This window comes from Corynebacterium minutissimum (assembly GCF_016889765.1).
GTDB lineage: Bacteria > Actinomycetota > Actinomycetes > Mycobacteriales > Mycobacteriaceae > Corynebacterium > Corynebacterium minutissimum_B.
The window spans coordinates 1,025,583-1,046,676 of the sequence record NZ_CP069533.1 but is presented as its reverse complement, the minus strand read 5'-3'; the positions used below and the strand labels follow the sequence as shown (position 1 = coordinate 1,046,676).

Sequence of the window (21,094 nt, the reverse complement as noted above, 5' to 3'; positions counted from 1 at the left end):
CGCGGGTGGCGGGGGAGAAGTTTGGCAACTAGGGCAGTTGCACGGCCGAGAAAGCTCGAGCCATGCGCCGGTTGTGTGGCTAGCGGGCGCCGCTGGCCTCAAGGTGCTCGAAGAGCTTCATGACGGTGTCATGGCCCTCGGTGGTGGAGATCTTGATGTTCTTAGCTGCGATCTCGCCGGCGCGAAGGCTGGCCATCTCCTGGTGGTAGCGGAAGACGACGGCAATGGTGGCGGCGACCGGTACGGCAAGGAAAGCGCCGATGATGCCGGCGAGGGCGGAGCCGACCGTGACGGAGAGCAGCACCATGGCAGCGTGTAGGCCCATGGCCTTCGACTGGAGCATCGGCTGGAGGACGTTGCCCTCCACCTGCTGGACCACGATGATGAGCAGCAGGGCAAGAAGGGCCTTGGTGAGGCCGTCGGACACCAGTGCAATGATGACGGCCAAGGCGCCTGCGGTCACCGCACCGATGACGGGGATGAAGCTGGCGAAGAAAGTCACCACGCCGATAACCAGGGCCAGCGGGACCTGCAGGGCCCAGAGGCCGAGGCCGATGAGGAGGCCGTCGACAGCCGCCACGGCAGCCTGGGCCTGGATGAAACCGGACAGCGTATTCCACACGCGGGTCAGCAGCTCAGTGGCGTGCCAGCCGGCGGAGTAGCCGGTGTAGGTGCGCAGCCACGGCAGGAATTTATCGCCGTCCTTGAGGATGAAGAAGGACACGAACAGCATGATGGCCAAGGCCATGACGATGGAGCTGGCCATGGAGACACCAGAAATGACGCCGGTAGCGATCTGGGAGGCCTGGCCCTTGATGAACGCCATGGCGTCATCAAGCACTTCCTGCACCTTCGCCGCATCAATCTCGAAGGGGAGATCCTTAGCCATGACGACGAGCTTGTTCAGACCGTCCTCGGCCTGATTGACCAGAGCCGCGCCTTGCGTGGACACGACCGGTGCCATCGCGGCGAAGACACCGCCGATGATGGCCAGGAAGCCGAGCAGGGTGGTGATGGCGGCTAGGGCGCGGGGGAATTTCTTGCCCCGCAGCCAGGCGGTCACCGGGAAAAGTACCGTGCAGACCAGGATGGCAAGGATCACGGGCAGGAGGCCCACCCAAATGAATTTCAGCAGGTAGCCGGCCAGGCCCACGCCTGCGACCACGATGATGAAGATCAGGCAGATCTTCGCCAGGGAAATGGCATCGCGGCCGAGGACACGGGACTTGTCGTCGGTTTCTGAGGGGTGAAGGGTGGCTTCTTCATTGATGGGCTTCGCCACCGCGTCGGAGGCCTCAGTGTGCTGGGCGTCCGAAGCGGTGGCATCACCGGTGTTTTGACTCATGCGCTACATCTTCTCATATGAGCGCAGGAAATTAACTATGCGCGGATGCTGCCCACCTCGCGGATGATGCCGAAGCGGTGCATGGTCACCGATACGGCCTGCTCGAGGAGGAAGGGGAGGAGCTCGCGGCGGCCGTCGGCAAGCACAGGCTGGTCCAGCACCACCGAGTTGGACTGTACCGCTGCCTCAAAGACGCCCTCTTCCACGGAGCCTATCGAGCGCACACGGCCGGACTCGAGACTGGAGACCTCCCGGAGGAACGCCTCGAGAGCCACGCCGTCGACGCCAAAGCCGAGCTCACGCAGCTCCGCGGCCTTCTCCGGGGTGGCGCTGAAGCGAACCGGGGAGTTGGTGCGGGTGGCGGCGAGGGTGAGGCGGGCGACGTCGCGAAGCTGGGCATCCTCAGAAATGCGCACCTGCAGCGGGCTTAGCAGCGGGCGGTAGCGGAAGACGTTGGCCTCGCAGACCAAGCCAGCACGGTCGTGGTCGCGGCCGAACTCCTGCTGCCAGGCCAGCTCGTCGAGCTCGGCAGCGCGCCACAGCCAGGCGGTGTCCTCATCAGAAAGGGACAGGTTAGCGAAGGCACGCAGCTGGGACACCACCGGCTGGGTGATATCGACGTCGAAGGGGCGCAGCGCGCCATCGGCCCAGGTACCGAACTGTGCCACGTAGTTCGGGCCACCGGCCTTGGCACCCGGCCCCATGACGGACTGCTTCCAGCCGCCGAAGGACTGGCGCTGGACAATCGCGCCGGTAATGCCGCGGTTGACGTAGGCATTGCCCACCTCGACGCGCTCGAGCCAGTAATCGATTTCGTCGTTATCCAAGGTGTGGATACCGCCGGTGAGGCCGTACCCGGTGGAGTTTTGCCACTCGATGGCCTCGTCCAACGTCTCCGCATGCATGATGCCGAGGACCGGGCCGAAGCACTCGTTGACGTGGAACCAGGAGCCCGGGCGCACGTTATCGCGGATACCCGGGGACCACAGCGTGCCTTCCTCGTTGAGCTTCTTCGGCTTAATCAGCCACGACTCGCCCGGCTCCAGCTGGGTAAGTCCACGCAGGAGCTTCTCGCTCGGGGCTTCGGCCAGGCCGTTCATCGTGGTGGTGATCTCGTGACCGGGGCCGGGGATGAGGGTCTCGACGGCGTCGACAAGCTGTGAGCGCAGACGCTGGGAATCGCCGGCCGCGCCGACGAAGATGACCAGGGACGACGCCGAGCACTTCTGGCCGGAGTGGCCAAAGGCGGACAGGTAGAGGTCCTGGATGGCCAGGTCTGGGTCGGCAGACGGGGTGATGATGAGCGCGTTCTTACCGGAGGTCTCCGCCATGATGTTCATCTCCGGCTTCCAGGAGCGGAAGAGCTGGCCGGTATCGGACGCACCCGTGAGGATGACGGCGTCGACGTCGGCGTGGGAAATGAGCGCGCGGCCGGCCTCGCCCTCATCGGTGAAGACGAGCTGGACCAGATCCGGGTCCAGGCCCTGGGCTTCCAGTGCGGTGCGGAAGGCTTCCACGACGAGCTTCGCGCAGTGTACGACCTGCGGCGCGGGCTTGATGATGACGGCCGAACCCGCGGCGAGTGCCGCCGCAATGCCGCCGGTGGGGATGGCCACTGGGAAGTTCCATGGCGGGGTCACCACGGTCACGCGGTGGGGCGTGAACTCGGCGGAGTAGCGCTCCAGCAGGCGCGCGGACTGTGCGTAATAGGTACAGAAGTCGATGGCCTCGGAGATTTCCGGGTCAGTCTGTGTGACGGTCTTGTTGGCCTCGTAGGCGGCGACGGAGATGAACTCGCCGCGGCGGTTGGCCAGCTCATCGGCCACGGCCTCGAGCGCGCGGGCGCGGTCCTCGGCAGAGCGCGCACCCCACTCGGCGCCGAGCTCGGCGGCACGGGACACGTGCTTGTCGACGACCCCCGCATCCGTTACTTCCTCCACCCCGTGTTCACCCGGATCGGTGGCCAGGGCCTTGAGCGCCCACTCGCGGTTGGCTTCCAGAGCCGGGTCGGTATCCGGCTCGTTGGCAAAACGCCCGGTTCGCGGTGCCTGGCGGCCGGCTGCCTGCTCGGCCTCCTCCAGGCGGTTCTGGGTGCGGCGCGGGCCGGCGAAGGTATCCCAGCGCTGGTCGACGGCCTCGCGGAAGACCTCCTCTTGGTCCTTGAGCGCCTGCTCCTCCGGGGCGAAAAGGGCGTAGAGGAAGTTCTGCGGTGCAGAGTTCTCCTCCAAGCGGCGCACCAGGTAGGAGACGGCGACGTCGAAGTCCTCCGCGTGCACCACCGGGGTGTAGAGGATCTGGCGGCCGTCAAAGGCCTTGCGCACGGCTGCCTGCTGGGCCGGGGACATGCCCTGGAGCATCTCGGAATCCATCATGGACAGCACGCCGCGCTTCTTGCCCAACTCGTGGGCAAAAGCTGCGGTGTAGAGGTTGTGGGTAGCCACACCGATGCGCACGGACTCGGCGAATTCCGGGCGCAGGATGTAGTCGAGTAGGCGGTAGTAGTTGGCGTCCACCTCTTCCTTAGTGGAGTAGGGAGCGGACGGCCAGCCGTGGATTTCTCCCTGCACGTGCTCCATGGAAAGGTTGGCGCCCTTGACGATGCGAATCTTGATGTGCGCACCACCGTCAGCCACGCGCTTCTGTGCGAACTCCGCGAGGTGGACCAAGGCGTCGAAAGTATCGGGCAGGTAAGCCTGCAGCACGATGCCGGCTTCCAAGTGCATGAACTCCGGCTCGCTGAGGAGCTCAGTAAACAGGCGCACGGTGAGGTGGAGGTCGTGGTACTCCTCCATATCCAGGTTGATGAAGACCTTGTCCGGGCGCTTGACCGCGGCTTCATACAGCGGGCGCAGGCGCTCCTTGAGGCGGACCAGCGAGCCCTCGATGTCCCAGGGGTTGAGCTGGGCCACCATGGAGGAAGCCTTGACAGACACGTAGGTCACGCGCGGGTTCTGGATGAGCTTCAAGGTGCGGTCAGCGCGGGAGCGGGCTTCCTTATCACCGAGCACGGCCTCACCGAGCAGGTTGAGGTTGAGCTGCTCGCCGGATTCTGCAGCCTTGTCCAGGGTCTTGTTGAGGGCTTCGCCCTCGGCATCGAGCACCAGGTGGCCCACCATCTGGCGCATACGCATGCGTGCCAGCGGCATCACGAGGTTAGGAAGGATAGGGCCGAAGAAGCCGCCGAGGCCTACGAGGGAACCGTTGATGAGGCCGAGGAAGGAGGCATCGTAGCTGGCGGTGACTGATTTCAGTGCGTGGGCAGCCACCTTGTCATCTTCCGGGCGCATGACGCGGTCGACGAAGTCCATGGTAAAGGCCACGCCATCGGGGTTGCGGAGGAGGTCCGCAAGCTGTTCCGTGGCGGGGTCCTGCTCATCAGCGGTGGAGGCGAGCCAGGAGTGGGCTTGGGCCGCGGAGGCGTCGACAAGCGCGGCATCAATGTCAGTGGATTCGGGCACGGGGGTGTGAGCATCGTTAGTCATGGATTACAACCTTTATGGGTCTCAAGGCGCACTGGTGCGGCCTTGCGGGAAGCGGAAAATGCAGACTTTCTAGTCCAACACGGGCGCACACTCTGCGCCGTGCCGTTCAGTCTGTATGAAAAAGAGGTGCTTATTTAACGCTGGCGTACACAACCGGTGGCCGGTCGGAAGAACGACGCTGCCTAATGAAGTGAGCATTCATGTGCGACCACCCTTCTTGTATGTGGGGAGCAGCCAGGCAGCGGCCTGGTCTGATTAGCGAGAAATCGGTGACCTTGATATGGCCCGCCGCACAGAAATCGTAGACGTGTAACCCATCTCGCTTACATGAAAGCTAGCCCCTTAAGTTGGGGTGAGTCAATCCCACAGGTGTTGTTTTGAGGGGAGGTCGCTACCCCCGTGTTAGTGGCTGAGATACTCCGCGAGATCAGCAGCGATCTTCTGTGCGCCCAGAGGTCCTAAGCCGAGAGCCCACGTGTCATCACTGACCTCGATGGCATGGCCATCTTTGACCGCTGGAAGCTGCTGGAAAGCTTCAGTGGCAATGGCAGTGTCTTGGCCGGTGGCGGAAGGATCGCCGTAGCTGCAGTAGAAGATGTAGTCAGCGTCCGCTTGGTCAATGTTCTCCGGTGAGATTTCCGTAGCGAGCTCTTCGATGTCCTGGTTGGCGGGGCGGGCGAGGCCGGCGTCATCAAGCACCGTTCCGATGAGCGAAAGGCGCCCGTAGAGGCGTACCTTGCCCGGCATGAAGCGCAGGATGGTGACGGTGGTGTCTTCGCTAGCCGGCCCGTCCTTAATGGCCTTCTTTACTTCTTCGATTTTCTTGTCATAGACGGCCATGACTTGTTCGGTGCGCTCTTCTTCTCCGAGGGCTTCGCCGATGAGTCGGAAGTTTTCTTTCCAGGTGTATCCAGGGCGAATCGAGAAAACGGTAGGTGCGATGGAATTGAACTGGTCAAAATACTTATCCATGCGCAGCTGCGAGCCGATGATGAGGTCGGGGTTGAGTGAAGCAATCTTTTCCATATTGACTTCGTTGATCGTGCCTACCGTTTCGATGTCACTTGCTTTGTCGGCCATGTAATCGGGGACGGGGTTCTGACCCTTGGACGTGGTCATGCCGACTGGCTTCATGCCGAGTGCTAGGACGGAATCGAGTTCACCGCTTTCGAGAACGACCACCCGCTGCGGCTTTTCTTTGAGTTCGGTCGTTCCACGTGCATGCGTGACCGTGCGTGGGAATTGACCAGGGGCTGCATCGCTGCCAAAGGTTTGGCTTTTCTGTCCTGCTCCGGCAAAGCCTTCGCCTCCGGTGGCCACGGAGTCATTTCCCGAGGCTGAATTGGAGTTTCCTGATTTTTTCTCTGACGGTGAGGATGCAGAGTTGGAAGCGTCAGCGTTTGAGTTGGTGTTTTCGAGGCTGGCGCAGCCGGTGAGACCTATCGCTGCGGTAAGACCAACAGCGGTGAGTCGGAGAAGTGGGGTGCGCGATACGATTTTCTTTCGAATATACATAAAAGGTAGCCTAACCTAAATTAGGTCGAGCTAAGGAAACGTGAGCATATGAAGGTATTTGGGTGGTGTTGGTGATTGAGCAGGGGGTGTACGCCGGCAAAGGAAGTGCCCGGCGTCTTGGTTGGGTAGTGGTTGCTGGCGTTGCCATTCTCGGTATCGGCGTTGCGCTGTCGCTGGCGTTGGGGGCGCGTAGCATTCCTTTCAGTGACGTGTTGGCTGCCCTTCGAGGGCAGCCTGGTATCGCTTCCTCGATCGTGTGGGAGAGGCGGCTTCCCCGTACTCTCGTTGCCGTGTGTGCGGGCTGTGCTTTGGCTCTCGCTGGCGCAGTCCTGCAGATTATGACTCGCAATCCGTTGGCAGATACCGGAGTCTTTGGCATCAACGTTGGCGCTAGCTTGGCCGCGGCCATTGCTCTGGGCTGGTGGGGGTGGCAATCACCTTTTGCTTTTTCGTTCGCAGCGTTCATCGGTGCGGCAGTGACCATGTTGTTGGTCACCGCGGTAGGACGTGGCAGAGCGGGCGATGTTGATCCGCTGAGACTGATTCTTGCAGGTGTAGCCATCGGGGCGGTATGTGAGGGCCTGTCCTCCGCGCTGATCCTGATAGATCCTCACGCCTTTGCGAGAATCCGTGCTTGGGTGACGGGCTCCGTTGACGTTGCTTCGTGGACGCCAGTGGTGATTGCCTCCGGCGGACTAGTAGTAGGCGTGGTGCTGTTGATTGTCTTTGCTCGCCACTTGCCGCCCCTTGCTCTGGGGGATGACGTTGCGGCGAGTCTCGGCATCAACCTCAAACTGACTCGTTTGGGGCTTGTCGCGGCGGTAACGGTGTTGGCTGCTACCGCTACCGCAGCAGCGGGGGTGATTGTGTTCGTTGGATTAGTCATCCCGCATGTGGTCAGGCTGTGCGGGGTATATGAAGAGCGGGCACAGCTTGTCGCCGCTGCCGTGGTGGGGCCTTTGTTTTTGTTGGGCGCCGATATTGTAGGCCGCTTCCTCACCGCGGCTGAGTTGCCGGCTGGCGTCGCGGTATCGCTCATTGGTGCCCCAGTATTGATTGCGTTGTCCCATCGCGCTGGAAGGAGGTTGTGATTGTGAGCGTGAGAAGTGTTTTGTCCATTGCAGGCATTGTGATCGTCGCGCTAGCTATTGCTGCCTATTCGCTCTTCTCGCCTGGTGCCGGGCAGGATAGCGCAGCGTTGTGGTCCGTGGCTACGAATCCCAATAGCACTGACTTTGCGGCCACCGTCGTGTGGCAATGGCGTGCTCCGCGGGTGGTTGCCGCGATTGTCGTAGGAATGTGTTTGGGCATAGCGGGCGCCATCTTTCAGATCCTCACCCATAATCCTCTGGGCTCGCCCGACATCATCGGGTTCAATACCGGTGCCTATACCGGTGTCATCGCGGTATCCTTGGCGGGCTTTAGCTCCGCATTCAATATTGCGCTAGGCGCGTTGGTGGGTGGGACTGTCACTGCGTTACTCATCATGTGGCTTTCATTTGCCGGAAGGCTCACGGGAGCAAGGCTGATTGTGGTGGGGATTGGAGTGACGTTCTTTCTTTCAGCAATAAACAAGTGGCTGATTCTAAGCGGCGAGTTGGAGCAATCCTTAGGTGCGGCGACTTGGGCGGCTGGAACATTGAATGCTGTGTCCTGGGGCTACGTTATCTCCTTGGGGGTGCTGGGAGGCGTGGCGTGCGTCGCTGGGTTGCTGCTGCGTGGCTGGTGCGACGCGCTTGCCCTGGGGGATAGCACGGCGAGTGCGTTGGGGTTGAACGTGAATCGTGCACGTGTGGTGATGGTTCTGGTTGGCACAGTTCTTGTCGCTGTATCGACGGCGATAGCGGGCCCAATCTCATTTATCGCCCTCGCGGCCCCGCATATGGCTCGGTTGCTCTCGCGTCCAGACAGGACACCGGTGTTGCTTTCTGGAGTCCTCGGTGCTCTTTTCTTGCTCGCTGCCGACTTAGCAGGGCAGCGGCTGTTTTTCCCAATTACTCTGCCTGCCGGTCTTATTACGGTCTGCGGCGGTGGCATCTACCTGGCGGGTCTGCTGCTGTGGCAATCCCGAGCTGCTGGAATGAAAGGTCAGTAAAGTGAACCAGCTAAAAGTATGTGGCAGTGCGCCGAGCGTGCGGGCTGAGGGGTTGAGCATTTCCTATGGGAGGACTGCCCCGTTAATTCTCGACTCGGTGGATGTGTCTTTTCCGGCCGGGAGATTCTCAGCCATTATCGGCCCGAATGGCTGTGGAAAGTCCACCCTGGTGAAGGCGCTTGCGCGGTTGGAAACGCCGAACGCGGGCGCGGTGCGCATTGGCGAAGAAGATGCAGCCGCATTTTCGCGGCGGAGTTACGCTCGGCGCGTCGCCGTGATGTCGCAGCAATCCATAGCTCCAGAAGGGATCAATGTCAGGGAACTGGTTGCGCGCGGGCGCTTCGCCCACCAAGGATTTATGGGGTGGAGGAGTCAGGAGGACGAGCGTGCCGTTAGTCGTGCGCTAGCAAAGGTAGGCCTTGAAGAACTGGAGACGGCCGAGGTAGCGGCATTGTCTGGTGGTCAACGCCAGCGTGCTTGGCTGGCTATGGCCCTCGCTCAGGAAACGCCTGTGCTCTTCTTGGATGAGCCAACGAGCGCTCTTGATATTGGATACCAGCATTCCTTCATGCGGCTGATGCGGCAGCTGGCAGGAAGTAAAACCCTCATTGCGGTCATTCATGATTTGGCGCATGTATTGCGCTATGCGGATCATGTTGTGGCGATGAGAGGTGGAACGGTGTGGGACGCGGGCGTGCCGCGCGAGGTCATTACCCCTGCTCTTATTGAGGAACTCTATGGGCTGACAGTCCGCGTTGTAGATGTGGACGGTGAGCCGGCAATTGTCCCTGTGGGGTGAGTCTCCACTAAAGCGGGTTTGTTTTCCCAGCGTGCTGGCAATAAATAAAAAAGTTGAGTCGATCGGGAACAACTTTGAGTTTGTCTGCGTTGTGTAGGTTGAGTGACTGGCGCTCAGGTTTGGATGACTTCGGGTGCTGCTTCTGCTACAGTCGCTGACTGAACGCGGCAGAAGTTGAGTCGCGCACTATCAACTTAAGAACAAACCCCAACAAGCAAGGAGAAACATCATGGGACGCGCAGTAGGAATTGACCTCGGTACCACCAACTCGGTCGTATCCGTTCTGGAAGGTGGCGAGGCCACCGTTATCGCTAACTCCGAGGGTTCCCGCACCACCCCGTCCGTCGTGGCTTTTGCCAAGAACGGTGAAATCCTCGTCGGCCAGTCCGCGAAGAACCAGGCGGTCACCAACGTTGACCGCACCATTCGCTCCGTCAAGCGCCACATCGGCACCGACTGGACCATCGACATCGATGACAAGAAGTACACCCCGCAGGAGATTTCGGCTCGCACGCTCATGAAGCTGAAGCGTGACGCCGAGGCTTACCTGGGTGAGGACGTTACCGATGCCGTCATTACCGTCCCGGCATACTTCGAGGACTCCCAGCGCCAGGCCACCAAGGAGGCCGGCCAGATTGCGGGCCTCAACGTCCTGCGTATCGTGAACGAGCCGACTGCCGCTGCTCTGGCCTACGGCCTGGAGAAGGGCGAGCAGGAGCAGACCATCCTGGTCTTCGACCTGGGTGGCGGTACCTTCGACGTCTCCCTGCTGGAGATCGGTGACGGCGTCGTAGAGGTTATGGCTACCGCTGGTGACAACCAGCTCGGTGGTGATGACTGGGATCAGCGCATCGTTGACTGGCTTGTCGATAAGTTCAAGGCTTCCCAGGGCGTGGATCTGACCAAGGACAAGCGTGCCGTGCAGCGTCTGCGCGAGGCTGCAGAGAAGGCCAAGATTGAGCTGTCCTCCTCCCAGTCCGCCAACATTAACCTGCCGTACATCACGGTCGATGCTGAGAAGAACCCGCTCTTCCTGGACGAGACCCTCTCCCGTACCGAGTTCCAGAAGATTACCCAGGACCTGCTGGACCGCACCAAGGCTCCGTTCAACCAGGTCATCAAGGACGCTGGCCTGTCCCTCTCCGAGGTTGACCACGTGGTCCTCGTTGGTGGTTCTACCCGTATGCCGGCCGTGTCCGATCTGGTCAAGGAGATGACCGGTAAGGACCCGAACAAGGGCGTGAACCCGGATGAGGTCGTGGCCGTCGGCGCTGCGCTGCAGGCAGGTGTCCTGCGCGGTGAGGTCAAGGACGTGCTGCTTCTCGACGTCACCCCGCTCTCCCTCGGCATCGAGACCAAGGGCGGCGTGATGACCAAGCTCATCGAGCGCAACACCACCATCCCGACCAAGAAGTCCGAGACCTTCACCACGGCTGATGACAACCAGCCGTCCGTGCAGATTCAGGTCTTCCAGGGTGAGCGCGAGATGGCCGCCGCCAACAAGCTGCTCGGCTCCTTCGAGCTCGGCGGCATTGCCCCGGCTCCGCGCGGTGTTCCGCAGATTGAGGTCACCTTCGACATCGATGCCAACGGCATCGTCCACGTGACCGCTAAGGACAAGGCCACCGGCAAGGAAAACACCATCAAGATCCAGGATGGTTCCGGCCTGTCCCAGGAAGAGATCGACCGCATGGTCAAGGACGCCGAGGCTCACGCTGAGGAAGACAAGAAGCGCCGCGAGGAGCAGGAGACCCGCAACCAGGCAGAGTCCACCTCCTACCAGACCCGCAAGTTCATGGATGAGAACTCCGACAAGCTGCCGGAGGATCTCAAGACCCGCGTCACCGAGGCTGCTGACGCCGTCGATGAGGCCCTCAAGGGCGATGACATTGAGGCGATTAAGTCGGCCGTCGAGAAGCTTGGCACGGAGTCCCAGGAGCTGGGCAAGGTCCTGTACGAGGCCCAGGCTGCTGAGGCAGGCGCCGAGGGCGCTGCTGCTGGCGACGCTGCTGGTGACCCGAACGTTGTCGACGCCGAGGTTGTCGACGAGGACGACGAGAACAAGGAGAAGTAAACCATGACCTCCCCTCAGGACCCGGGCAACCCGGCCAACACCGACCCTGAGGCAACCTCCGCCGACGCCGCGGAGGCTGCCGCCGCAGAGGCCGCTGCCGCTGACGGTGCCGTGGACGAGGCCGCTGAGGCTCAGGCCAACGCCGCTACTGCGGGCACTGCTGAGGCCGAGGCTGCTGTGAATGACGCCGCGAGCGATATTGCCGAGGAAGCAGCTGCCGGTGACGACGCGGCAGTGGAGGACTCCCTGGAGGCTCAGCTGGCTGAGCGCACCGAGGACCTCCAACGCCTCAACGCGGAGTACACCAACTACCGCCGTCGCACCGAGCGTGACCGTCAGGCTTTGATCGAGACTTCTAAGGCCAAGGTCCTGGCAGATTTCCTGCCTATCCTTGATGACCTGGAACTCGCACGCCAGCACGGCGACCTCAACGAGGGCCCGCTCAAGGCCATCGCGGACAAGCTCAACGGCGTGCTCACTAACAACCAGCTGGTTCCCTTCGGTGAGGAAGGCGATGTCTTCGACCCCGAGGTGCACGAGGCCGTCCAGGACCTCTCCACTGGTGATGAGCAGGCAGTGGGTACCGTGCTGCGCCGCGGCTACAAGGTAGGCGAGCGCGTTGTGCGCACCGCCATGGTGATTATTGCTGACCCAGCCGACTCAGCTGAGAGTCCGGACAACCCGGATAGCGCAGAATAGCAACAGATGGTGGCGTCAGGGTGTTGAGTCCTTGGCGCCACTCTTCTTTTAGATACAAGCTTTTGAGATTCTCCTGAAAGGAGGAGATGCCCAGTGAATGCTAAGCCAGAATGGGCAGACAAAGATTACTACGCGGATCTGGGGGTCTCCTCGTCCGCTACCGCCGACGAGATTAAGCACGCCTACCGCAAGCTCGCCCGCGCGAATCACCCCGACGCCAACCCGGACAACCCGGAGGCAGCGGAGAAGTTCAAGCAGGTGGCTGAAGCCTACGACGTGCTGTCAGATGCTTCCGAACGCAAGAACTACGATCAGTTCAAGGCCATGATGCGCAGCGGCGGCGGCTTTGGACGGAGAGGAGGCGCCGGGTTTCCCGGCGGGTTTCGATCCACGCACATGGGTGGACCGGGTGCGCAAGACTTCGACCTCTCCGATATCTTCGGAGGATCCCCTCGAGGATCGGCTCAAGGCGGCGGTTTTGGGGATATCTTCGGTGGCGTTTTCAACCGCGGCGGTAGTGCTGGCCACTCAGCTCGGCCGTCGCGGGGGGCCGACGTCGAAACGCACATAACCCTTTCCTTCCGCGAGGCCGCCAAGGGCACGACCATCCCGCTGCAGCTCAGCGGCGAGGCGCCGTGTACGACCTGCCATGGTTCGGGTTCGAAGACTGGCAAATTGTCGACGTGCTCGACCTGTGACGGCACGGGCTTTACCTCGGAGCAGCGCGGCTCCTTCGGCCTGTCAGCGCCGTGTACTGACTGCGGCGGCACCGGCCAGCGCGTGGAGGATCCCTGCGCGGATTGCTCTGGTACCGGTACCGTGCACCGCACGCGCTCGATTACGGTGCGCATCCCCGCCGGTGTTATCGACGGCCAAAAGGTGCGCCTCGCCGGCCAAGGTGAGGCCGGTCCTAACGGCACGCCGTCTGGTGACCTCTTCGTTGCCGTGACCGTCAAGCCCGACGAGGTCTTCACCCGTGACGGCGATGACCTGCACGTCACCGTTCCGGTCTCCTTTGCGGAGCTGGCGTTGGGGGACACGATCACGGTGCCTACCCTCGATTCGCCGGTGCGCGTCAAGGTTCCTGCTGGCACCCCGGACGGCCGCACCTTGCGCGTGAAGGGCCGCGGTGTGCCAAAGCGCTCCGGTAAAGCCGGCGACCTCATGGTGACCGTGCAAGTAACCGTGCCCTCTAACTTGGACGCTGCCGCCTCCTCGGCGCTGCGCACCTACGCGCAGGCGGAGAAGGACTCCGGCTTTGACCCGCGCAAGGGCTGGGCCGGAAACCCGGTCATGCGTTAGAAAGAGGTAAATGATGAACAAGGAAACACCAGGCAGAAGCGATACCGCAAAGCCGAAGGCCATGTACGTCATTTCCGTGGCGGCGGAGCTGTCCGGTATGCATGCGCAAACCCTGCGCACGTATGACCGGATGGGGCTGGTGTCCCCAGCCCGCACCTCGGGCGGCGGCCGCCGCTACTCTGAAAACGACATTGAATTGCTCCGTAAGATTCAGACCTTGTCGCAGGACGATGGCGTGAACCTGGCGGGCATTAAGTCCATCATCGAGCTCACTGCCGAGCGTGACCGCCTCGCTGCTGAGCGCGATGAACTCCAAGCAGAAGTCGATCGGTTACGCAACCAAGCCCGCCCCTCGCGCGGCGAGCTCGTCCACGTGCCGCGCTCCACCTCTGTGGTGATGTGGAAGCCGCGCCGCGGCCGCCACAACTAGGCGCCTTTACCCCCTCCTTGATGGAGGGGGTTCTACTGTTTTCGGCCTTTCTAGCCTCGTTCGGTCCTGCCCGGCCGCCCGCTTGAGCCCGGCCGACTGTTTGGGCCCGGCCTTCGTGCCTGCCGCGCTCCCAGGGGCCCTAACTGACGAAGATCCTGCCCAAAATTGCTCTGGAGCCCAGATCTCCGTCAGTTAGGGCACCTTTTCTAGGCCACCTTCTAGGTAACGGCCCAGGACCAAAAGCTTTCTTGAGGAAAAACGTGAGTTTGGCAAAATATATAGCTACACTCGCATTCAACGTTGTGTTGCCCATCACTTCCATGAGGCTTTGTGTGGGCGGCCGCCGTGATGGAAAAGAACCCACAAGAAAGGCACTACGCACATGACTTTGTATGCAAACCCCGGAACCGCTGATGCCATCGTCTCCTTCCGCGAGCGCTACGACAACTACATCGGCGGCGAGTGGGTCGCGCCCGTCGATGGCGAGTACATGGACAACATCACCCCGGTCACCGGTGAGGTCTTCTGCCAGGTCGCCCGCGGCAAGGAAGCGGACATTAATCTGGCTATCGACGCCGCCGAGAAGGCCTTCGAGACCTTCGGCAAGACCACCCCGGCAGAACGTGCGCTACTGTTGCACCGCATTGCAGACCGTATCGAGGAGAACCTGGAGAAGATTGCTGTCGCGGAAACCTGGGAGAACGGCAAGGCTGTACGTGAGACCCTCGCCGCTGACATCCCGCTGGCCGTGGATCACTTCCGCTACTTCGCCGGCGCCATCCGCGCCCAAGAAGGCCGACTTTCCCAGATTGATCAGGACACCGTGGCGTATCACTTCCACGAGCCGCTGGGTGTGGTAGGCCAGATTATTCCGTGGAACTTTCCTCTGCTTATGGCCGCATGGAAGATTGCTCCGGCACTAGCTGCCGGCAACACCATTGTGATGAAGCCGGCGGAGCAGACGCCTGCGTCCATCCTGCTGCTCATCGAGATTATCGAGGACCTCCTGCCCAAGGGCGTGCTCAACATCGTCAATGGTGTCGGCGAGGAAGCCGGTGCAGCATTGTCCGGTTCTGACCGCATTGCCAAGATTGCCTTTACCGGCTCCACCCCGGTGGGCAAGATCATCAACAAGACCGCTGCTGACAAGGTCATTCCGGTCACCCTGGAGCTGGGCGGAAAGTCGCCGTCCATCTTCTTCGCCGACATCATGGATAAGGACGATGACTACCTAGAGAAGTGCGTCGAGGGCTTTGTCATGTTCGCCCTCAACCAGGGCGAGGTCTGCACTTGCCCGTCGCGTGCGCTCATCCACGAGGACATCGCGGACAAGTTCCTTGAGCTGGCCGTGGAGCGCGTGAAGAAGATCAAGATTGGGCACCCGCTCGACACCGAGACCATGATGGGTGCCCAGGCCTCGCAGGAGCAGATGGACAAAATCACTGAGTACCTCGAAGTGGGCCCGAAGGAAGGTGCGGAGACCCTCGTCGGTGGCCACGTGAACAAGGTGGAAGGCCTGGAGAATGGCTACTACATCGAGCCCACCGTGTTTAAGGGCACCAACGATATGCGCATCTTCCGCGAGGAGATCTTCGGCCCGGTGCTCTCCGTGGCCACGTTCAAGGATTTCGAGGAAGCCATCCAGATTGCGAACGACACCAACTTCGGCCTCGGTGCCGGCGTGTGGTCGCGCCACCAGAACACCTGCTACCGCGCTGGCCGCGAGATTCAGGCCGGACGCGTGTGGATTAACCACTACCACGTGTACCCCGCCCACAGTGCCTTCGGCGGCTACAAGGAGTCTGGCATCGGCCGTGAGAATCACCTTATGATGCTGGGGCACTATCAGGAGACTAAGAACATGCTCGTGTCTTACTCAGAGGAGCACGCTGGCCTATTCTAGAGACTAGATATCGAAGAAGTGAGGAAGGTGGTCGGCGGTGACTAAAACTGTGGCTCCTGTAGCTGTTACCGCCTCTCGGTGGGAGCATGGCTGGGACTTGGTGATCGATGAGAAAACGCAACAAGTACAGCTCAACTTAAAAACGCCGAAGCACAGGTACGCGACTATCTCGACACTATTGACCCAAGCGTAGACCATTCGGACGTTCCCGTCGTCGTTACGGTAGGACATTGTGGTCTTCAAGATGAGGGCGCTGAGCAATAGAGCCTAGACCTCGCAGAAATGCGGGGTCTTTCCAATAGGTGCCATGGTCGCCCGGTAAGCCGTTCGCGCCGGGGAGGGGAGAAGCGCCGAAGGTGGGGGAAGACGGACTAGGTCCGTGGATGCCGCCGAGGGGGCCGGTGGTCAGAGCAATGGGATCGTCGGCATTGGTTGCACTCCACACTCGGCCGTGGAGCTGGTCCGCGCTGGTGGTGGAGGCACCAGGGCTGCCGACGAGCACGATGTCATCAGCAACCTTCGCCTCATGTGCTGCCTTGCCCACCACGACCGAGCCATAGGAATATCCGACAAGCATGTGCTGTGCCTGGGGAAAACGAGCATGAAGTGCACGTTGAAAGCGAATGAGCTCCGCAGCACCGCGCCGGGCCGGCTCCTCGTGCGCGGCGCGCGGTAAGGAGGAAGGGGCGGAATAGCCGAGCCATGCCACTGTGGGCCCACCGGTGGCATGGGCAATGGAGCGAGCCCGCTCAAGCGAGGTTGACCAGCCTGCAGGATCGGAAGAACCCACGCCGCCCACGAAGGTGTTGACCTGAGGCACTTGAGCGGGCTGAGTGGCTAGTCCAGAAGGGTCGATAAGAGCCACGAGCCGCCCGGGGCTGGTCTCCAGAATGGTCATGTCGGGGTTTGCGGCGGCCAGCGCGCGGACCTCGTCGCTGGCGACGCTGAGCTGCACCTGATGGAGCTCAGCCAGGGAAAGGTCGGCGAAGTCCTCTAAGCGAGTTGGGGGAGCGGACATTTCCGGAGTGCACAGGGCGTGGAGTTGGCGGGCGCAGGCCCAATCGAGGGCGTCGGCAAGCGCATCGAGCTGGCCCATGAGACTACTGCGTGGATGGGTAAGAGGGGAAGCACTGAGGCGGGCGCGAAGGTTCTCAATCTTCTCCTGGAGGGGAGCGTACAGCGACACGATCTGGGCGGCCGCACGCATTTGTTGGGCGGGGTTGAGAAGGTTATCTGTGGCGCGGCGAAGAGAGGAGCGGGCAGCATCGCCAGCGGCGCCGGAGATAGCTAGAGCTACCCAATGATGGTGGGACGCATCGATATAACGATCCAGCTCATGGGATGAAGTGGCGAGCGCAGAGGAGGTCGCATAGAGAGCATAAGCGATACTCATCGGGCGTCACCCAAGCCGGCTGATAGCCCGGAATCGATATCGTGGGCCGCCACCACGAAACGCTCCAGGTCCTCTAATTGGGCCACGCGCGCGGTGTCACTGGAATGGCGGGAAGATTCCCACCGCGAAGCTAAACGTGCAAGAGCCGCCGCGGTGCGGGGCGGGGCATCTAGAGCTGTAGGGCCGGGTGGCGGGCGATGGTCGTAGAGAGAACGGATATGCGGAAGCGCTGCGGGGTCAATATCGAGATGATTCATGCAGCCCAGAGTGCGGCACGAACACGGCAAGGTAAAGAGGCACAGACACTGAAGAACGAAATCTGTGGATAACTAGCCCGGGCTCGTCTACCGTGGGCCGCATGAAGGTAGCAGCAGTACAGTTGACCAGCACTGGAGACGTGGAGGAGAACCTGGCGGTAGCTCTCGAAAAGATTCGGGAGGCCGCCGAGAATGGCGCCTCGCTCATCGTCTTGCCGGAGGCCACCACCCAGAGCTTCGACTCTGGGCGCCTCGACCCCAATGCGGAGGGGCTCGACGGCCACGTGGCCACAGCAGTGCGCGAGCTGGCAGAAGAGCTCGAGGTCTATGTGGTGCTGGGCATGTTTGCCCCCGCCGATACCGTCGAGCGTGACGGCAAGACAATCAACCGCGTGGCCAATGTGGCGCTCATTGCCGGACCGGGTGTGGTGGACGGCTATGAGAAGATCCACACCTACGACGCCTTTAAATACAAAGAATCCGATACCGTCCGCCCAGGTGAGTCCCTCGTGGTCTTCGACGCCGGCGACATCACCGTCGGTGTGGCTACATGCTATGACATCCGCTTCCCGGAGCAGTTCAAGGAGCTTGCCCGCCAGGGCGCGCAGGTCATCGTCGTGCCCACCAGCTGGGCAGATGGTCCGGGCAAACTGGAGCAATGGCGCCTGCTGTCCGCTGCCCGCGCCTTGGATTCCACCAGCTACATCCTTGCCGCTGGCCAGGCGCGCCCGGGAGGGGAAGCGAAGGCAGGGGAAGCCTCGGGGCCAACCGGCATTGGCCATTCAGTACTCGTGGCGCCCGATGGCACCCGCGTGGCCGAAGCCGGATATGAACCGGAGATTCTCTACGGCGAGGTGGACGCGGACACCGTGGCGAAAGTCAGGGAATCCCTTCCCGTTTTAGACGCTTAAGCGCTTCGAGTGCTTAAGCCCACTGCGATTTCTTCCACGCAGCCCAGGCCTCCCAGTCATCGCCCCAGCCGTCGAGCTCGGCGGCCGAAGCCGTCCACTCGCTACCGCGTTGCCAGCCCTCCGTCAATATTGACTCAGGAGGCACCCCGCCCTTGAGCAGCGCCGCCTGAGCTACCTCGACGCGATCCGCCGGGCCAATGAGCACGAAACGGCGGTCCGTGCCGCGGGCGAGGACGGGTTCCATGGACTCCTCCGCCACGAGAGGCTCAAAGCCCTCCGCCGGTGCTGTTGCGCCCAGCAGCCAGGGATCGTGGGCATCGCGGACAATGTGCTGAATGTCGAGGGAAGGAACGAGGGCCATCAGGTTGGCCCGGAACTCCGTGTCATAGTGTTTGCCCGGCGTGGGAGCAACGACGACCACGCGCAGGCCGACGGGGAGGTCGGGGAGGGCGTCGAGAAGCAGCGCCCGCGCACCGGCCCATCCTGTGCCGAACGAGATGAGCGTCGTGGAGGAATCCAGGGTCACCGGTTCACCGGCAGGCGCGCCCAGAGTCCACCAATCGCCCGGCTGCGCCATGGCTAACATCGACGAGGCCTCGCCCGCCAGCGCCACGTGGAAGGTCAACTGCCCCGAAGGATCCGACGGGGCAGCCGGGGTGAGCAGGCGCCAGGTGCCGGGCGTGAGCTGCGAGGTGACCGGAACGTGCTGGCCTGCGCGGTACTCCAGCGGCACACCCGATTCCAGCCGCACCACGGCCGTGCGCCGATTCGGCTTCTCCACGGCCACGACCTGGGCGCTGTGAGCAGGGGGGATCCCGGAGGCGTCGTCAAGCTGTGCTGCCTCCTGCATCAGTGCGCAGATACGGGAAATCGTCCGCGCCGCCACCTCATGCTGATGCGGCGTGAGCCCCAGCACCCCCAGCCCATGTATGAGCGAAGCCTCAAACTGTGGATACACCTCCGGTGGGAACCCATGGCGGCGATGTTCACGGCCCATGAGGGCCATGCGCTTGGCGACGTCCCCCCGAACCTCCCCATCTTCCAAATTCTCCAGCACCCATGCCAAGGCCGGCGCCATCGAGGGGTGCGTGTCCTTCATGGAGAGAGCGAAAATCTGGCGAGCCTGTGCCACAGTGCTGAAAAAGTGGCTATGTACTGCGTCGCGATAGTCCTCGGCATGATTGCGCAGATGTTCACCCAGTTCCCTCATGCCCGCCCATCCTAGTCGCCGGGGGTAACCACAAATTACCCACGGGTTATATACAGGGCTGGCGTTGCGGGCATCTGCTTGTAGTGTAATCTACGGTTCATTTCCCGGAAGAGGGTGACTCTTATCTCTATGACGCCGCAACAAGCGGCATGGAAGGAAGTTTTCGCATGGAAGAGTTCTCTGCGTATACGATCATGGTCGACGTCGGCTGGATCTCGTTGCTCATGGTTATCGGCAACGTTCTGCGCCACCAGGTCAAGTTCGTATTCCAGGATTTGCTCCTGCCCGCTCCTATTACCGCCGGCCTGCTCGGTTTGGTTCTTGGCCCTAACGTCCTGGGGTGGGTCGGCCTATCGGACAACCTAGGCAGCTACACCTCGCTGCTCATCGCAGTGGTGTTTGCCTCCATGGCGTACTCCATGGAGATGGGCGGCAACATGGGCAAAGGTGCCCGCAATATGTGGGGCTACTCCACCATGATGTTTACCGGCCAGTGGGGTCTGTTCATTGTGCTGGGTCTTCTGATCTTTAAGCCGGCCTTCGACACCCCGGACTGGTTCGGCATGATGCTACCGGTGGGCTTTACTGGAGGCTTCGGTACCGCTGCGGCCGTGGGCGGCGCACTCGAGGGCGTGGGCGCGGATGCAGCCTCCTCCTTGGGCTTTACCTCCGCGACCGTGGGTACGTTGGCCGCCATCATCGGCGGCATCGTGGCCGGTAACTGGGGTATTCGCAAAGGTAAGGTGTCCCATGTCCCGAAGGAGCTCCCGGAAGAGCTGCGCCGCGGCTACATTTCCCGCCTGGAGGATCGTCCGTCTCTCGGCCGTGCGACGACCAACCCGTCTGCCATTGAGCCCATCACCCTCCACGTCGGTTTCATTGCCCTTACCGTGATGACTGCCTACGGAATCAACCAGGGCATCGCCTCCCTGTGGGAGAACGTCTCCATCCCGCTGTTTGCCATGTCCATGGTCGTCGGCCTCCTCTTCCGCGCCATTATGAACATGATCGGTGCCAAGGACTACCTGGATAAGGACACCGTGAGCTCGGTATCCGGCGCGGCGACTGATTACCTCATCGCCTTCGGCGTGGCCGCCATCGTTCCGGCCGCTGTGGCCGCCTACTGGCAGGCGCTCCTCCTGCTCTTCGTCCTCGGCACTGTCTACTGTGCGTTCTTCCTCATGTGGTTCCCCGCTGAGTTCTTTGGTGAGCGCTGGATTGAGCGAGGTATTTTTGGGTGGGGCTGGGCTACCGCTACCGTGGCGACCGGCATCGCCATCCTCAAGATCGTCGACCCGAAGCTCAAGTCCGGCACGCTGTCTGAGTACGGCATGGCGTACATTGGCTTCGGGCCCTTTGAGATTTCCTGGACCATCATCGCCCCGCTGTCTGTTATGTACGGCTTTACCGCGGGCTTTGGCTGGCTCTCCTTGGGTATTGCGGTGGTTATCTACCTCGTGTTCAAGTTCAGCGGCATGATGCCGCCGCGCGGCACCATCTTCAAGGAAGGCATCGGGCACGTCGGCGCCTCCACGTAGAGCGTCCTTATCACTCGCCCCGGCGTGCTCAAAGGAGCAGCCGGGGCTTTGTTGTTGCTCAGTTGTTGGTCGCGCTAGTGGCCTAGATCGTCAGCTCTTCACACCCTACTGACGGGAGGAGCTGAACACTTAGTCAAAATA

Annotated in this window: 16 protein-coding genes; 10 read left to right on the top strand and 6 right to left on the bottom strand. The window is 61.7% G+C overall.

The window, feature by feature from the left end; all coding sequences use genetic code 11:
• Positions 1–79 precede the first annotated feature (79 nt).
• The 3 genes from I6J26_RS04830 to I6J26_RS04820 form a co-directional block, all read right to left on the bottom strand.
• Complete coding sequence (locus tag I6J26_RS04830; protein WP_239121835.1) at positions 80–1,345, bottom strand: AI-2E family transporter; 1,266 nt, start codon at positions 1,343–1,345, stop codon at positions 80–82.
• A gap of 35 nt (positions 1,346–1,380) precedes the next feature.
• Positions 1,381–4,827 (bottom strand): bifunctional proline dehydrogenase/L-glutamate gamma-semialdehyde dehydrogenase, encoded by a 3,447-nt coding sequence (locus tag I6J26_RS04825; RefSeq protein ID WP_115023796.1) that lies wholly within the window; start codon positions 4,825–4,827, stop codon positions 1,381–1,383.
• Positions 4,828–5,229: 402 nt separating this feature from the next.
• Positions 5,230–6,342 (bottom strand): ABC transporter substrate-binding protein, encoded by a 1,113-nt coding sequence (locus I6J26_RS04820; RefSeq protein WP_115023794.1) that lies wholly within the window; start codon positions 6,340–6,342, stop codon positions 5,230–5,232.
• Positions 6,343–6,407: 65 nt separating this feature from the next.
• Between I6J26_RS04820 and I6J26_RS04815 the strand changes: the two genes are divergently transcribed.
• From I6J26_RS04815 to exaC, 8 genes are all read left to right on the top strand, one after another.
• Positions 6,408–7,433: a FecCD family ABC transporter permease gene (locus tag I6J26_RS04815; protein WP_115024483.1), complete on the top strand. Its 1,026-nt coding sequence runs from the start codon at positions 6,408–6,410 to the stop codon at positions 7,431–7,433.
• A 2-nt stretch (positions 7,434–7,435) separates the two neighbouring features.
• Positions 7,436–8,437, top strand: a complete 1,002-nt coding sequence (locus I6J26_RS04810) for a FecCD family ABC transporter permease (protein WP_239121834.1) — start codon at positions 7,436–7,438, stop codon at positions 8,435–8,437.
• A gap of 1 nt (position 8,438) precedes the next feature.
• On the top strand, positions 8,439–9,236 hold the full coding sequence (locus tag I6J26_RS04805; protein ID WP_115023788.1) for an ABC transporter ATP-binding protein: 798 nt from the start codon (positions 8,439–8,441) through the stop codon (positions 9,234–9,236).
• A 229-nt stretch (positions 9,237–9,465) separates the two neighbouring features.
• Entirely contained in the window at positions 9,466–11,310 is a 1,845-nt protein-coding gene (gene dnaK / locus I6J26_RS04800; protein WP_115023785.1) for a molecular chaperone DnaK, read from the top strand.
• A gap of 3 nt (positions 11,311–11,313) precedes the next feature.
• A complete protein-coding gene (grpE, locus tag I6J26_RS04795; RefSeq protein WP_115023783.1) occupies positions 11,314–12,009 on the top strand; it encodes a nucleotide exchange factor GrpE in 696 nt (231 codons plus the stop codon).
• A gap of 93 nt (positions 12,010–12,102) precedes the next feature.
• Positions 12,103–13,311 carry a molecular chaperone DnaJ gene (gene dnaJ, locus I6J26_RS04790; protein WP_115023780.1) on the top strand — a complete coding sequence of 403 codons (1,209 nt, stop codon included), beginning with the start codon at positions 12,103–12,105 and terminating at the stop codon, positions 13,309–13,311.
• A 13-nt stretch (positions 13,312–13,324) separates the two neighbouring features.
• Positions 13,325–13,741 carry a heat shock protein transcriptional repressor HspR gene (locus I6J26_RS04785; protein ID WP_115024481.1) on the top strand — a complete coding sequence of 139 codons (417 nt, stop codon included), beginning with the start codon at positions 13,325–13,327 and terminating at the stop codon, positions 13,739–13,741.
• A 382-nt stretch (positions 13,742–14,123) separates the two neighbouring features.
• Positions 14,124–15,644, top strand: a complete 1,521-nt coding sequence (gene exaC / locus I6J26_RS04780; protein WP_115023778.1) for an acetaldehyde dehydrogenase ExaC — start codon at positions 14,124–14,126, stop codon at positions 15,642–15,644.
• 217 nt (positions 15,645–15,861) lie between these two features.
• Here the strand turns inward: exaC and I6J26_RS04775 are convergent, their stop codons facing one another.
• Together I6J26_RS04775 and I6J26_RS04770 are read right to left on the bottom strand one after the other, a co-directional pair.
• Positions 15,862–17,037: an alpha/beta hydrolase gene (locus I6J26_RS04775; RefSeq protein WP_115023776.1), complete on the bottom strand. Its 1,176-nt coding sequence runs from the start codon at positions 17,035–17,037 to the stop codon at positions 15,862–15,864.
• On the bottom strand, positions 17,034–17,294 hold the full coding sequence (locus I6J26_RS04770; protein WP_147279349.1) for a hypothetical protein: 261 nt from the start codon (positions 17,292–17,294) through the stop codon (positions 17,034–17,036). The genes I6J26_RS04775 and I6J26_RS04770 overlap by 4 nt, the downstream gene beginning before the upstream one ends.
• A gap of 101 nt (positions 17,295–17,395) precedes the next feature.
• On the opposite strand from I6J26_RS04770, the gene I6J26_RS04765 reads away from it, so the two are divergent.
• Positions 17,396–18,205, top strand: a complete 810-nt coding sequence (locus I6J26_RS04765; protein ID WP_115023774.1) for a carbon-nitrogen hydrolase family protein — start codon at positions 17,396–17,398, stop codon at positions 18,203–18,205.
• A 13-nt stretch (positions 18,206–18,218) separates the two neighbouring features.
• Here the strand turns inward: I6J26_RS04765 and I6J26_RS04760 are convergent, their stop codons facing one another.
• Entirely contained in the window at positions 18,219–19,415 is a 1,197-nt protein-coding gene (locus tag I6J26_RS04760; protein ID WP_115023772.1) for an FAD-binding oxidoreductase, read from the bottom strand.
• A 167-nt stretch (positions 19,416–19,582) separates the two neighbouring features.
• Here I6J26_RS04760 and I6J26_RS04755 point away from each other — a divergent pair, with 167 nt between their 5' ends.
• Complete coding sequence (locus I6J26_RS04755) at positions 19,583–20,953, top strand: sodium/glutamate symporter (protein WP_115023770.1); 1,371 nt, start codon at positions 19,583–19,585, stop codon at positions 20,951–20,953.
• Positions 20,954–21,094 lie beyond the last annotated feature (141 nt).